General features: G+C 36.2%; 14 protein-coding genes. 6 read left to right on the top strand and 8 right to left on the bottom strand.

Going from position 1 to position 14,603, the window contains the following annotated elements:
• Positions 1-75: 75 nt before the first annotated feature.
• A complete protein-coding gene (locus CQZ96_RS10465) occupies positions 76-573 on the bottom strand; it encodes an RcnB family protein (protein ID WP_105713319.1) in 498 nt (165 codons plus the stop codon).
• Positions 574-742: 169 nt separating this feature from the next.
• Here CQZ96_RS10465 and CQZ96_RS10470 point away from each other — a divergent pair, with 169 nt between their 5' ends.
• Complete coding sequence (locus CQZ96_RS10470; RefSeq protein WP_004723101.1) at positions 743-1,195, top strand: hypothetical protein; 453 nt, start codon at positions 743-745, stop codon at positions 1,193-1,195.
• A 131-nt stretch (positions 1,196-1,326) separates the two neighbouring features.
• On the opposite strand, the gene CQZ96_RS10475 is transcribed toward CQZ96_RS10470, so the two are convergent.
• A complete protein-coding gene (locus CQZ96_RS10475) occupies positions 1,327-2,721 on the bottom strand; it encodes a tetratricopeptide repeat protein (protein WP_105713320.1) in 1,395 nt (464 codons plus the stop codon).
• A gap of 90 nt (positions 2,722-2,811) precedes the next feature.
• Positions 2,812-4,275, bottom strand: a complete 1,464-nt coding sequence (locus CQZ96_RS10480; RefSeq protein ID WP_105713321.1) for a phospholipase D family protein — start codon at positions 4,273-4,275, stop codon at positions 2,812-2,814.
• Positions 4,276-4,401: 126 nt separating this feature from the next.
• On the opposite strand from CQZ96_RS10480, the gene CQZ96_RS21810 reads away from it, so the two are divergent.
• On the top strand, positions 4,402-4,527 hold the full coding sequence (locus tag CQZ96_RS21810; protein WP_267313595.1) for a hypothetical protein: 126 nt from the start codon (positions 4,402-4,404) through the stop codon (positions 4,525-4,527).
• Between the two features lie 141 nt (positions 4,528-4,668).
• On the opposite strand, the gene znuD is transcribed toward CQZ96_RS21810, so the two are convergent.
• The gene (gene znuD / locus CQZ96_RS10485; RefSeq protein ID WP_105713322.1) at positions 4,669-6,768 is read right to left on the bottom strand and encodes a zinc piracy TonB-dependent receptor ZnuD; all 2,100 of its coding nucleotides are present in this window, start codon (positions 6,766-6,768) and stop codon (positions 4,669-4,671) included.
• Between the two features lie 138 nt (positions 6,769-6,906).
• Between znuD and CQZ96_RS10490 the strand changes: the two genes are divergently transcribed.
• The 4 genes from CQZ96_RS10490 (at position 6,907) to CQZ96_RS10505 (ending at position 10,877) form a co-directional block, all read left to right on the top strand.
• Complete coding sequence (locus CQZ96_RS10490) at positions 6,907-7,671, top strand: DUF4184 family protein (RefSeq protein WP_105713323.1); 765 nt, start codon at positions 6,907-6,909, stop codon at positions 7,669-7,671.
• 190 nt (positions 7,672-7,861) lie between these two features.
• Entirely contained in the window at positions 7,862-9,646 is a 1,785-nt protein-coding gene (gene aspS, locus CQZ96_RS10495) for an aspartate--tRNA ligase (protein WP_004723113.1), read from the top strand.
• A 138-nt stretch (positions 9,647-9,784) separates the two neighbouring features.
• On the top strand, positions 9,785-10,003 hold the full coding sequence (locus CQZ96_RS10500; protein WP_004723114.1) for a hypothetical protein: 219 nt from the start codon (positions 9,785-9,787) through the stop codon (positions 10,001-10,003).
• A gap of 10 nt (positions 10,004-10,013) precedes the next feature.
• Entirely contained in the window at positions 10,014-10,877 is an 864-nt protein-coding gene (locus CQZ96_RS10505; protein ID WP_105713324.1) for a lysophospholipid acyltransferase family protein, read from the top strand.
• Between the two features lie 19 nt (positions 10,878-10,896).
• Here the strand turns inward: CQZ96_RS10505 and CQZ96_RS10510 are convergent, their stop codons facing one another.
• The 4 genes from CQZ96_RS10510 to CQZ96_RS10525 form a co-directional block, all read right to left on the bottom strand.
• Complete coding sequence (locus tag CQZ96_RS10510) at positions 10,897-12,054, bottom strand: glycosyltransferase family 4 protein (RefSeq protein ID WP_105713325.1); 1,158 nt, start codon at positions 12,052-12,054, stop codon at positions 10,897-10,899.
• 20 nt (positions 12,055-12,074) lie between these two features.
• A complete protein-coding gene (locus tag CQZ96_RS10515) occupies positions 12,075-12,854 on the bottom strand; it encodes a glycosyltransferase (RefSeq protein WP_105713326.1) in 780 nt (259 codons plus the stop codon).
• Positions 12,855-12,983: 129 nt separating this feature from the next.
• Complete coding sequence (locus tag CQZ96_RS10520) at positions 12,984-13,748, bottom strand: glycosyltransferase family 25 protein (protein WP_105713327.1); 765 nt, start codon at positions 13,746-13,748, stop codon at positions 12,984-12,986.
• Between the two features lie 8 nt (positions 13,749-13,756).
• Positions 13,757-14,536: a glycosyltransferase family 25 protein gene (locus CQZ96_RS10525; protein WP_105713328.1), complete on the bottom strand. Its 780-nt coding sequence runs from the start codon at positions 14,534-14,536 to the stop codon at positions 13,757-13,759.
• Positions 14,537-14,603 lie beyond the last annotated feature (67 nt).

A 14,603-nucleotide genomic window follows, 5' to 3' on the forward strand; every position in this document is an offset into this window, starting at 1 on the left:
TGGAGAAGGGACTTTTTTATTGTGTTGAAAATTTAATACATTGCTATTGATCATGATGCTGCTTTTAAATCACATTCAGCGCTCATTGGGCACTTGTAAATAACGACCATTCTGGAAAATCCAATGCATACCAACCTGTGGGTCAGGTAATCCATAACGTCGCCAATCACTAATTAAGGTATATTGTGAGCTTTCTATATGACCACCCTCACCATTTACATAACCATAACTGCTACCTGAATATTCCGTCCGTGTTGGAAACTGATGATTATAAATAATCGTCACACCATTTTGTGGTGGGTAACTTGGGTATGGGCCATTTGGATGCGGATAGGGGCGACTTGGATAGCTTGGGTATGTCGGATAAGGATGCTGGTATTGAGGTCGAACAGGAATCTCCTGTGACATTTGGCGGCCATATTGATCTGTATACTTATAGGTCGTTGTCGGATATTTCTTTTGAGGCCGCTCAACACTGCGATAATTCGCCCAATCTTTAGCATCTGCCCATGTCATTGTTGAAGTCACTGAAAGCATCAACATCAAGACACTTAAACTGAGTATCTGTTTCATTTCAACCTCCAAACTTGAACGTATACACAACAGCTTAATCCATCATTCAAGATAAATAATGGATGAATTACAGTCGAAATTTAATCTTCTTTATTGTTTATACATCAACTTGGGTAAATTCTGACATCAATCTGATAAAATATAATTTTAATCTGATGAGTGCTGTATTGTGGCTGAACTGAGCTTTGACCGTTTACATCAATTTTTTTGCAAAATCCCAAGTGTGCAAGAGGCATTTATTGATAGCTATGGTTCAGACGGCAAACAAGCATGGTGGTTTAAATTTCAAATCAATATTGACCACCCTTTAGCATGGCAAACTGTGCAAGAACTGGGTCACGTTCTAAATTATATTTCTAAAAATGAACGTCTTCCGACTCAGTTTTTACCTGTTTCTCCTCCTCCTTATATGAATGGTGAAGCGAAACAATTTTTAGCTTGGGTGATTCAATGTAACCATGCAGATTTTTCACCCGATGTGGTGTGTGACTGGTTAGAGGCACGTTTACCAAAACCTGTAGATGATGAAAGCAAATGGAAAATCAAAACTGATTTACATGAGTTAGATCATATTTCAAATAAAGATTTGGATGAGTTAGTGCCACCAAATCCAAAAAACTAAATAGAAAGCGACAGCTAAGCACACATTTCAATTCGTTAACCTCCCCCTTCGCAGCGACAAGCATAGCTTACTTTGAAGGGGGAGGTTTTAAAAATGCTTAACTGATCAACACTAAGGTTGAAGAACTGAGTTTATCTTTTTCGGTTCTTAGATTCAGTTTCAGTACGCTCAGCATCATTATTGATGCTTTCAATCAAGCCACCTAAATTATTGTTGAACTGGGTTCGCATTTGAATATATGTTTTTAGATTTCTCGCTTTGATCGGATCTTTAGTTGTGCCCTTGCCTGTTTGATACGCTTCTAGGGCTTTACTTTGCGTATCTTCTTCAGATGATCCATTTTCATAAGCCAAAACAGCCCAACGATAATCTTCTGGTTCATCTTCGATGCGTGCCAAATTATCCATTGCATTGACAGACCCTAGTTGAGCAGCTTGTTTAAAATATTTTTGCGCAAGTGCTTCATCATAGCCTTCATTTTCTTCGTTATAGTACCAAACACCGAGATAATTTATTGCATCAGGATCATTTTGAGCCGCAGCTTTTTTTAAATAAATTAGACCTTTATTAATATCTATTTGTTTTTCTTCATCTGACCATAAATAGTCAGATCCAAGTTCTGTTAATGCCACATGATTATTTAATTGTGTAGCTTTTAGATACAAATTCTGCTTATCTTTATCCGCATCTTTTTTTAATGCAAGCATCAAATACGCATCACTCGCACCTTGAGATGCTTGTTTTTGATAATGCGTTAAAACCTCATTTTCGAGCTGTTTAATATCCTTTTCTGACAAGTATGAGTCAGCAGCATAATCTTCAAGTAATTTTATTTTTGCTCCAATATCACCTTGATTCGAACGTTGCTGAAGCATTTGAAAATGAGCTAAATCACTATCTTTATGATCTTTTTCATAAGCAGCTTTCGTCTTGGCACCCAGTTTTTTTAGAATGTTTTCTGGACAATTCTGGATACTAGATCCCGCCCACAATAAATCCCCTTGCTGTACCGCTTTATATAACCATTGACACTGTTCATCACTATAATTCTCGGTCCCTTGGTCTAATGCAAGCACGAATGTACGTATAGCTTCAACATCACCATGTTCAGCAAGTTTTAAAATTTGTGGACGAATTTTTGTTAGTTTTTGTCTGATATCATTAGAAATACCAAAACTTTCAGCGATACCCGCTTCTAAATCCAATGATAAATATGCGTCAAAATTACCACGTTGAGCCGCTTCCAAACGCAGCTTTTTATATAAATGACTATTTTCAGGTAAAAAACGATAATCTGCTGAATTAGAATAATATTTTGAAAGTAGAAAATAAGCCTCTGCATCACCTTGCTCTGCAGCTTGTCTGAATAATTGAATGGCTTTGTCAATATTGATTGAGACAGTGGGACTACCTGTTTGCAATGTTTTTGCTTGAACTACTAAAGCATTTTCTGCAAAACTAAGTGGTGAAATAAACAGACTCAGTGTAAGTAATGATTTTAAAAATGATGTTTGTAATGTTTTCATTTAAAGCTCAGCTTTGTTATTAAAAAATCTACCAAGCTTTAAATTATGTACCGAAATCTCTTCATTTCGATACATATTTTTTTGAATAAATCAAAACGTCGACAAACCACTCCATTCCATAAAACGGTAAACCCCGTATTTAAGTTTTGATTCATCAGCATATTTACTGTAATCCACACTCATTTGTCGACCATTTAAGTTTGACCAAGCCGTATTAAAGTACTGTTCAGCATCGATAAAGACTTGTTGTTGTGGATTGCCAACCACGCGTAAATCAGTTTCCAAATTATAATTTTTTAAATTACGTGCGGTAAAGTTGGCAGAACCTAAAATCATTTCCGCAGATTGCGCATTATGCTTTACGATCATCTTACTATGGCACTGCTCACCTTGGGTATTACACCAACGTACATCAATCCCTGCGTCATTTAACTCTGAAGCCACTTGACGGTTTGGGATACCATTTTTTTGACGACCAAATGCATCTTTATTCGGATCAAGCAAAATACGTAATTTCACTCCACGTTGCTTGGCAGCAACTAAACTTTTAACAATTTGGCGCTCTGACAAATAGAACATGGCTAAATCAATTTGATCATTGGCTTTTGCTGATGCCAACATGTTTAAGACCGCATCATAAATTGCTTTTTCAGTCAGTACTTGAACCTGAGGATCATTTGGATTTTCAGGTAGTTTGCCAAATGCAACAAAAGGCGTATCACCTCCCGACATATGTGCGACGGTTTGCTCAGTATTTAAAATATCTGTCGCAGTTGCACCATCAACCATTAATGCAATATTGGAGTGACGTGAGCTTCCATCATGAGGATTGGCAGATGTGACGATGGTCTTCCAACCTTCTGCAGTATCAACCACGATGGTTTTACGATGATTGGCTTTAAAATTAAATAAATTTAAATAACTGCGGACTGTAATTTTTTCTTCGCCAAATGGATTATTCAGCCAGCCTTTATTTGGGTTATTGCCAATATCCTGACAGCATAAATACCATATCCCAGACCAAGTAGGATTAGATGCACGGAGTGGTGTTAAATTCGTTTCAATCACATCAATGCCGCCTAAACGTAATTGACGATATTGTTCAGGCTGAATTCCACCATAAACAGAATTGATTGGATCGGTAATAAACTTAATTTCTAAGCTTGGGTTTACAATTTTTTCATTAATCAAGGCTTGGGTTAATTGCTTGGTTAATTCTCGTTGCTGAACTTTAGAATCGCCGACTTCACTGTTAAATAGAAACATATCGATCACAATGGTGGTCTTGGCTTGCTTAATCAGCTGTAACACCTGATCAAAGATATGTTGATCAAGTTGCTGCTTCCCTTGCGCATCAATATAGGTTTCATCGGCAATAAATTTTACATTGGCGTGACGCAATGGTCCGGTAAAATTTAGCCCTTTAGGAAGCGGTTTATAAACATGATAAATCGCAGATGAGAGATATCCTAAGGCCAATATGCCGATAATAATGCCGAAATAGCGACGTTTTGACCAATTCAGTTTGTTTTGAATTTTATTGAAGATACGCATAAGAAAAGACCTAGACCAATTTAGGGTCTGTCAACATTTCATATATAACTTGCGTTGTCGGCTAAAATTGAGCAAACGAGGCATGAAATGAAGAGAATAGCGAGACTATTTTCAAGTTTCATAACGATGTTTGAGATAATTTTAACCACAACCCTGAGCAAAAAACAAAGCACTGCTTTGTTTGCAGCGCAAGGCGCAGCAGAAACGACTAGAGTGTTTTTGATGCTACATCGTTATGACCTACTCATTTAGATCACTAAATTTCATAGTTCATGCCTTGTACCTTCTAAAACACTCGTTGTCGCAAATACAGATGAAGTATTGGCAGACCCTTAGAGCCTAGGTCGAATTCCTTTATTTTTCAATAACGATTTGGTGAATGATTGCAAATAATTAGAACTTATAGTCCATACCTATGACAAAGTTACGTCCAATTTGCGGAATATTCGATAAGAAAGAAGTGTGTTCATAAATCTTCTCGTCCAACAGGTTGTTGGCTTTAAAGAATACTTTCGCTTCTTGTTTGTTGGCCAAAGGATACTGATAAGCAACGCCTAGGTTCACCATGTTATAACCTTTGGTTTCTTGTTCATAAGACGCAAATTTATCTTGATTAAACACATGTGAATATTCTGCTGAACCAGACCAACGCTCATCAAACTCAGCATTTACACGAGCACCTAAACGACCAGCAGGAACACGCGGTGCATTTTCATCTTCAATTTTACCGCGTACATAGTCGCCAAACAGACTGGTTTTATACACATCATTCCACTGATAAGCGACTTCACCTTCTGTCCCATAGAACTTGGCTTTATCTTGACTATATTTGATCAGACGGAAGTTTTCGTATTGATCCAAAGTTTTGGCATAAATGTAGTTATCAAACCAATTTTGATAGACATGTACATGATAGCTCAACTTGTCATTATCATAATGCAGGCCTAATTCCACATTATTTGACTTCTCTTTATTTAAATCTTGATTGCCCAACTCATAAGTGTTGGTCGCATAATGCTTTCCATCAGCATAAAGTTCTTGTGCTAAAGGCAATCGTTCTTGATGAGAACCCGTTAAAGAGAGCGTGTAATTTGGTGCAAATGCCCAATTCACAGCACCAGAATATGAGAATGCATTGCCATCAAAGTCTTTTTGATCTGAGTCGACATCCACTGTTTGATGATCAAAACGAGTCCCTAATTCCACATGAAAATCACCAAATTGGCGATGCTCTAAGCCAAATACACTATATTTTTGGGTTTTATTTGGTGCAAGAACCGCTTCTTCACCTGTGATATCTAATTTTTGCTGGCTGGCTTGGACACCCCACACGCCTTCCCAAGCAGCAATCGGATTGTGTAACAACTCAACACGACCTTCATAACCTTTGCTCTTGAAGGTTGTCATTGCTGTACTTCCTTCAATTTCATCATGTTGATAGTCGGTATAACTTGCTTGTGCACGAAGTTTTTTAAAGCCTGCAAAAGGTTCATTGAGCTCAGAACGGAAATCATAACGTTCTGTTTTCATATCAATCCATGGCCCAGCTTCAGCGTGATCATGGTCTTCTTCACCATGATCATGGTCATGACCCGCATGGTCGTCATCATCGTGCCCACCACAATGAAGTGATAAGCCATGTAAATGGCATGACTCATATTCATGGCTATGCCCAGGTAAACCGTATTGATCTTGGCGATTGCTATAAGACACGCCAGCAAAACCACGCTCGCCGATCCAAGATAAGCCAACATTTACATTTTCAGACTCTGAAAATGTATTGCCAACTCGACGCTCTTTCGTACTATGAGCATGATCACCATGCTCTTCTGTTACGATATAGTTCGGGGTAATGTAATCATTGGCGTCACGTTTTAAGCCTTCTACACGTAATGCAACATTTGAACCTAATCCAACAGTCACCCCAGCATGTGCCATTTTTTCGTCGTTGCCTGTGTTATAACGCAGACCAACATTGCCTTCATAACCATTTTCAGGCATTGCTGTCGGAATCTTACTGTCAACCACATTGACTAAACCACCCACAGACCCAGCCCCATATAATAATGTTGATGGTCCACGAATGACCTCAATTTTTTGTGCCAGCTGCGGATCTACAGTGACGGCATGATCGGGTGATAAGCTTGAAACATCCATTGTCTCTGTTGCATTCTGAGTCACTTTAACCCGTGCACCCTCTTGCCCACGAATTACAGGGCGACTAGAACCCGCCCCAAAGGTATTGGAATAGACCCCTAATTCATCTTTGAGTGCTTCACCTAAAGTCGTGCCAGCCTGTTGTAGTTTTTCACGTGAAACAGTTTCATCTGCAACACCAAAATCTTGACTTGAACGGACCAAGGGATGTCCAACAACGGTAATGGTTTCTAATTGTTGTGGATTTTTTTCAGTATTGGTTTGATTTTCCGCCCAAATAGAAGTTGAAATAACTGCAGAAATGGAAAGTGTTAGGGCACTTTTGGTAAAGGACATGCGATTGCTCTCAAAGCTCAATATTCTTGAATTATGTTATATTATAACATTTCAATATTTTTGCAATAAAAAACATTCGTTCTTTGGCTTTTTATATAGAATCAGATCAAAACCATTGCTTAACTTTTTAATATTCTAATGCCCTTTACACTTTCACATGCTGTTTTAGCGCCACCTTTGTCCAAACTTTCAGGAAATCGCTTGCCGATTGCAGCACTTGCGATTGGCACAATGACACCAGATTTGTATAGAGTGTTGGTTAAAACTGAAATTTATTTAAATCATCAATTTAAAGGAATTATCTATCCAGATTTATTGGTGGGATTACTGTTCTGCTTACTTTGGTATAGCTTATATCGCCCATTATTATTTAAGTTTTTAGGCATTCAAAAACCATTAAATATTGCTTCTATTTCAACTTTTTTTCAATTTCTAATTTGGATGGTATTGGCGATTATCTTAGGTACAGCAACCCATATTATTTGGGATGGTTTAACCCATTTAGATTTTCGAACTTTCGCTTTTAAAGAATTTTTAGCGCAACCCGTCAGTATGTTTGATCGTATTTACCCGATGCATAAAGTCCTACAAATCGGCTGTTCTGCTGCGGCTTTACCGTTTTTAATGTGGATGGGTTTGCATTACTTTTTTAAATATAGCGTCAGTCAAATACGCAATCCTAAAGTAAATTTTTTCTGTATAAGTTTATTTGTAACTGCGTTTTTTAGTGGTTGCTTGTATTATGTTTATATTGCCAAAAGTACAGGCTTCATTCCACAGGATACTGATTTATATGTACTGATTGGCTTTTTTATGAAAGCCTTTACCCAAGGTTCAATCCTTTGTTTCACTTTAGGTTGTCTTTTGTTTCATTATTTAAATTATAAAAAATATTTTCAATGATGCTCTATTTGCCGTTTCAGTCACTGAAACTTTCTCGAAATCAGCTTAAATTTATTCGGCAACATGTTAGTTTTTGCCCCAAGTCCTTGTGACTCACCGCTCAAAGAGGCATAATCTCACATTACATTTTTAGGCGATGCGCTGTTTACGTACTCGCTTCCTTAACCCATATAGTTGGATTTTTAACGCTATGATGCGAACTCATTATTGCGGTTCTTTAACCGAAGCTCAAATTGACCAGACTGTAACACTTTGCGGCTGGGTACATCGTCGCCGTGACCACGGTGGGGTGATTTTCCTTGATATGCGTGATCGTGATGGTCTCGTTCAAGTCGTCATCGATCCAGATACCCCAGAAGCATTTGCAACTGCAGATAAAGCACGTTCAGAATATGTATTAAAAATTGTAGGACGTGTACGTCGTCGCTATGAAGGCACCGAAAATGCCAATATGGTGAGTGGTCAAATCGAAGTTTTAGGTAAAGAAATCGAAGTTCTTGCTGCATCTGAAACTCCACCATTCCCATTGAATGATGAAAATGCCAATATTTCTGAAGAAATCCGTCTGAAATATCGTTTCCTCGATATTCGTCGTCCAGAAATGATTGATCGTTTACGTTTCCGCTCTAAAGTGACCACGTTAATTCGTAACTACTTAGATGAAAACGGCTTCTTGGATGTTGAAACACCAATTTTGACACGTGCAACACCTGAAGGTGCGCGTGACTATTTAGTGCCTAGCCGTGTTTCAAATGGTAGCTTTTATGCGCTTCCACAATCACCACAATTGTTTAAACAATTGTTGATGGTTGGTGGTGTAGACCGTTATTACCAAATCGCAAAATGTTTCCGTGACGAAGATTTACGTGCAGATCGTCAACCTGAATTTACTCAAATCGACATCGAAACATCGTTCTTAAACGATGATGATATTATGGATTTGATGGAAGGCATGACCGTTAAGATGTTCAATGAACTTCTTGGTGTGAAATTCGACAAATTCCAACGCATGACTTATGCAGATGCTATGCGAGATTATGCATCTGACAAACCAGACTTACGTATTCCTTTGAAACTTGTAGACGTTGCTGACATGATGCAGGACGTTGAGTTCAAAGTATTTGCAGGCCCAGCAAAAGATCCTAAAGGCCGTATTGTTGCACTTCGTGTACCAGGAGCTGGTTCACTGCCACGTAGCCAAATTGATGAATACACTAAATTCGTTGGAATTTATGGTGCGAAAGGCTTGGCTTATATTAAAGTCAATGAACTTGAAAAAGGTATCGAAGGTCTTCAATCCCCAATCGTTAAATTCATCGAACCAATCGTGCTTGATTTGTTAAAGCGTGTTGGTGCTGAAAACGGTGACATCGTATTCTTTGGTGCAGATAAAGCCAAAGTTGTAAATGATGCAATGGGTGCTTTACGTATCAAGATCGGTCATGACATGAACATGTCAACAACCGAGTGGGCACCACTTTGGGTGGTTGACTTCCCAATGTTCGAAGAAACTGATGATGGTAAATGGACGTCTGTTCACCACCCATTCACACTTCCAAAATCAAGTGTTGAAGAAGTGAAAAGTAATCCTGGTGCAGCACTTTCTGTTGCTTACGATATGGTATTGAATGGTACTGAAATCGGTGGTGGTTCATTGCGTATCTACACTTTAGAAATGCAAAAAGCCATTTTTGAAGCTTTAGGTATTGGCGAAGAAGAAGCTGAAGAAAAATTCAGTTTCTTATTAAATGCTTTAAAATTCGGTGCACCTCCTCATGGTGGTTTAGCATTCGGTCTAGACCGTTTAGTGATGTTGATGACAGGTTCATCGTCTATCCGTGACGTGATTGCTTTCCCGAAAACTAAAACTGCTGAGTGTCCATTAACTCAAGCACCAGCACCAGTTGAACCAAATCAATTGCGTGACTTGGGTATTCGTTTACGCGAAAAACCGAAAGCTGAAGAAGCTAAATAATTTTTAGCTGTTTCATCGAAAACCCTGCGCTATGCAGGGTTTTCTCTTTTTTCATATGCATTTTTTTAGATAGGTTCTAATTGAGATAAGTTCTCATAAATGGCATACTATCGCTGTTAACTTTTGAGGTGAAAACCTATGGCTATGCGACCTAATGTACTTCGTCATACAATTATTATCATTGTATTTTCAGTGGTTCAATGGGGATTTATGCGTTATATCCTAAGCCATCAGTTGTTTAATTTAGATACTTATCAACGTATTCTATATTTCAGCATGAGCAGTTTTATTGCTGGTTTCTTTATTATTTCAGCACTAATTTATTTGGTGTTGAAAGGCAATGCTGATCGCGACTAATAATAATTAAATGTATAAGCTACTTAAAACTTTCTCTCAATTACCTCTAGGGATGATACAAAGTATTGCTAGAGGTGTCGGGAATTTATTGTTTATCAGTAATTCTTCAGCAAAACGCACCACTGAATTGAATTTAACAGCAGCGTATCCCGAGCTTGATGAACAACAACGTAATCAACTGATTAAAGCCAGTTTAAAAAGTCAATGTATGACTTATGCAGAGTCAATTAAAATTTGGGGATCTTCTCCAGAATTCGCCTTAGCACAAATTAAACAGGTCTATAATGCTGAGATTTTTCTCAATGCCTTAAAGAACCCCAATGGCTGTATTGGTGTGGTACCCCATTTTGGGGCATGGGAGCTCATGAATGCGTGGATCAACCAACATACTCATCCCGTTATCATGTACAAGCCAAGCAGAAATAAAGACTTAGATCGGTTTATGTTAGAGTCACGCCAACGCTTAAATGCAACACTAGTACCCACTGATGATACTGGTGTACGTGCATTATTTAAACATTTAAAACAAGGTGGGTTTACAGCCATCCTTCCCGACCATATTCCTAAAGAGTCTGGGGGTATTTATTCTGACTTTTATGGGCAAAAAGCATTTTCTTCAACTTTGCTTTCAAAGCTTGCTGCAAAAACCCAATGTTCAGTTGTAGGTTTAACCTGTGTTCGCCGCCCTGATTTCTCAGGTTTTGATTTACATTTTACTGCACTATCTCAAGATATTAATTCTAAAGATTTACAGCTTTCTGTCGATACCTTGAACAAAGAAATGGAGCGAATGATTAATATCGCTCCTGAACAGTATTTATGGGGCTATAAACGATTTAGGAAGTTAGAAGGAGGCAGGAATTTGTATAAATAAGTTGAGCATTGAGCCATATTTACTCAATGCTTTGCACTTCCGTTAAGATCATTTTTCTTAGGTCTTCTCTGAACTTTTCAACATTATGCCTATCTTTAATATACTGGATTGCTTGTGTTCCAAGTGTATTACGCATCTCATCATCTGACATGAGTTTCTGAATCGCCTTAACAAATAGATCAATCTTATCAAATCCATCGCCTAAAACATCTCCGACATGAATACCAAATTTTTCAGTTAAATCCTCAGGATTTCGATTACTCACAAGTAGAGTACCAAAAGATAAAGCCTCTAAAAATGAAATCGGCAAAGCTTCATGAATAGAAGTGTTTACCAGTATTTTAGCATCTCTTAAATACTCTTCTTTTTTATCACCATCAACATGACCAGCAAAATGTAAATTTTCGATTGCATAATAATCCTTCATAATCTCAGAGTTTTTATCATCCTCTCTAAATGTTTGCCCTAATATATAGAACTCATATTGCGGCAATTTTTTTGCAATCTCACAAAAAAGCCATCCACGTTTAACAGATTCAATTCGTCCTAAAAAAATAATCATTTGTTTTTTTTGATAAGTCTCAAAATTAAACTCATGTGAAATATCAATTGGGTTCGGTAAATATTGAATTGAAACATCATCATTTAAAGCATATAAATCCTTTGCTTTTTGATTTAAAAAGTAACCTTGTGAAGCAAATTTTACCCGCCCTGCTTTATACCAATCATGTACAAGATCATAAATTTTTTGGTTATAATAATTAGTTTCTGGAAAAAGCTTTACTGTATTAATTTCGTCCCATTCATAATGTGGTCTTGGATCTTGAATCCATAGAATCATTTTTTTATTTTTATTCCGTTCATTTTCTAAAATATAGCTATATGTTAACTCAATACTTAAATAGATGTCGTAGTTTTGTTTTGCTAACCAATGTCTAGCAAACCATTTTCTTCTCGGTAAACGATAAACGTTACTATCATCTACTTGATATGATTCAGCAAAAAAATCTCGCTTACCTCGACCAAGTAATACGTCCACTTGAAAATCTTCATTAGGAATATATTTAGCAATATGTCTTCTCGCTAAAAATCCATAACCACCATAAGCTGTACCAACCGCCCCAAAAAACTCATCTATAATTAGACCGATTTTAATTTTTTTCTTTACTGAATGCATTTTATAACTTCACTCTATCTTTAAATTTCATTTTTAAACATTCTTGCTAAAATACAATTTTCATCAATTTTATCTATGTCAATTGCTCTCAATATCTCATTATATAAATGTACACAACTTGTTCTTGAACTTGTAACATCCTCTATATTTAATAGCGGATCAGTCAGTAAATTAATGCAATCATAATGAACAGGATAAAAGATATCGATCGGTTGTACTTGATTTAATAAGTTTAATTCTTTCACAAAATAAGTAATAGCATCTGGACCAATTACCCCCCATGGCATATCTGCAATGTTTTGTCCTATACCGAAAGTTTTCTTAAGTTTTAATCTTCTTTGTCTCGATTTTTTATACCATGGTGGTACAAAAAATGGATTATATGCAGCATTCAATAAAGATGTTAATAATTGACTTTCATGAGGTAATGCTAAAACCGCCCCATTTATTTTATTATTACTTTCAAAACCCAATAAATAATTTGATGGTGGAATTATTACAGGTTTTAAGCAATAGACATCACAATCAACATAAACACCTGAAACTTGTTTTAGTAATTCATATCGAAAAACATCGGAAAAAAGTGCATAACTTCCTGTCCGATTATGTTTAAAAATTTTATTTTTTGGAATTACTGCATTTGCATCAACACACTGAACCCCTTCAGGTAAGTCTAAAATCTCACCATATGTATGTAATAAAACCTTGTGCCCCCTCAACACAAATGATCTAAGACAAGAACTTGATATTTTTCCAAGTCTATCTCCGATCCATAAAGCATGAATTATTGGAAGTTCCATGGGTATCTCACTTATCAAATATATAAATAACTCTAAACTAAACGCCTTGCATTAGTCAAAATTCAAGCAATGTTTATAAAAGTTTTATTTCGTACAGAGTGCAAAAAATTGTACTTTCAAAAAGAACTATTATTTAAACAGTATTTTTACCTTTAAAGGGAGCCTATATACCTGCAATAAAAACCTTACCAACTCTCGATTAATTTTTTTTATAATATTCTGTTCTTTATTTTTACTACAATCTCTCCACATTAAACTAGATTTAAAAGTAATATTATCTGGGTACAAAAGATATTCTTGAATACATAACGCCGGATTAATTTGATAAATAGAAAATTCGCCTTTGCTTAAGTATTTTTTAAACATAATCTGATCTATATGATCAATTAAAACTTCATTTTGAATAAATCTTAAAAGGCTATGTGCCCCTTTATTTGATAAGATATATCCTGCCGTACCAAAATTAGCATTTAATAGTTTTGAAATTACTCTATTATCACTTAAAACATGTTTATCTATTAAAGACAAATAGTTGAATTTAGAGTTTTTTTCAACCTTAATAATATTCCAATTATCTTTTATCCACTCTTCGTTACAAATAAATTTTTCAACACCGTCCCCTAAATAAATATCATCTTCAAAAATGCCTATATATTCTATATTTTCATCAATTACTTTTTGCCAAAGTGTCACATGGCTTAATAAACACCCTATTTCACCATGACTTAAAGAACTACCAGAAATTTGAATAGATAAATTTATCGCAGTTTTTTCAACTTGATTCGGTTCAATAGCATCAAAAAAAGAAAAGGGAATGCCTCTCTCTTCAAATTGCTCGAGAATATGTGCTCTACGGTCTTCTGCTGATTTTAAACTAATAACAAAATTTTCCATAAATTACTCTATTTAAAACCTACCGACTTAAAAAACAAGATACTTTTTAGCTGATGCAATATACGATAGAGTTCTAAAAAAACTTTATCTATTCCCTTCTTTTTATTGTACTTTCTTCTCGTTAAACGCTCTTTATATAAATGACTGGCAAACTTAACACTATCTTTGCATGAGTACAATGTTACATCTTGAATACATAAAGCAGGTTTCATTTGATAAACAGAAAAAATATTCTCCGTGATCACAGATTCAAACATTAAGTGATCTAATGCAATTAACTTATCTAATGTCTGAATGTAGCCCAGCAATGTCTTTGCTCCATCTAAAGACAATATATAGCCAGCAGTGCCTAGATTTTTACTCTTTAGTTGAAAAATCGCTCTATTATTATGATCATTAAAAGCCTTAACTTTTTTACCTAATGCAATTCTATGTGTGAATTCCTCTAATTTAATAAGATGCCAGCTTGGATCTATCCATTGGTTATCAGTAAGAAATTCTTTTACATCCTCACCCAAATAAATATCGTCTTCAAATATCGCCATATATGGGGTATTGTCATCAACCATTTTCTTCCATAAATAGGCATGACTCATAAAGCAAGCAACTTCACCTTTTGTTAGAACTTGCTCATCAATGTTTAAATGCAGCGCTTGTGCGAAAATAGCAGCAGGTTCTGGAGTTAAAGCATCAAAAAAATCAAAATCTACATTTTTTTTACCAAACTCACTCAATATATGTTGTCTACGTTCAAGTGCTGTCGGTAGGCTAATAACGATTTTTTTCATAGGGATGTGACTATAAGCAATAGCTCTATTTTACTATTTTTTTGTCGTACTAGCATCCTCACTTACA

This window comes from Acinetobacter sp. MYb10, from assembly GCF_002980175.2.
Classification (GTDB): Bacteria; Pseudomonadota; Gammaproteobacteria; order Pseudomonadales; family Moraxellaceae; genus Acinetobacter; species Acinetobacter guillouiae.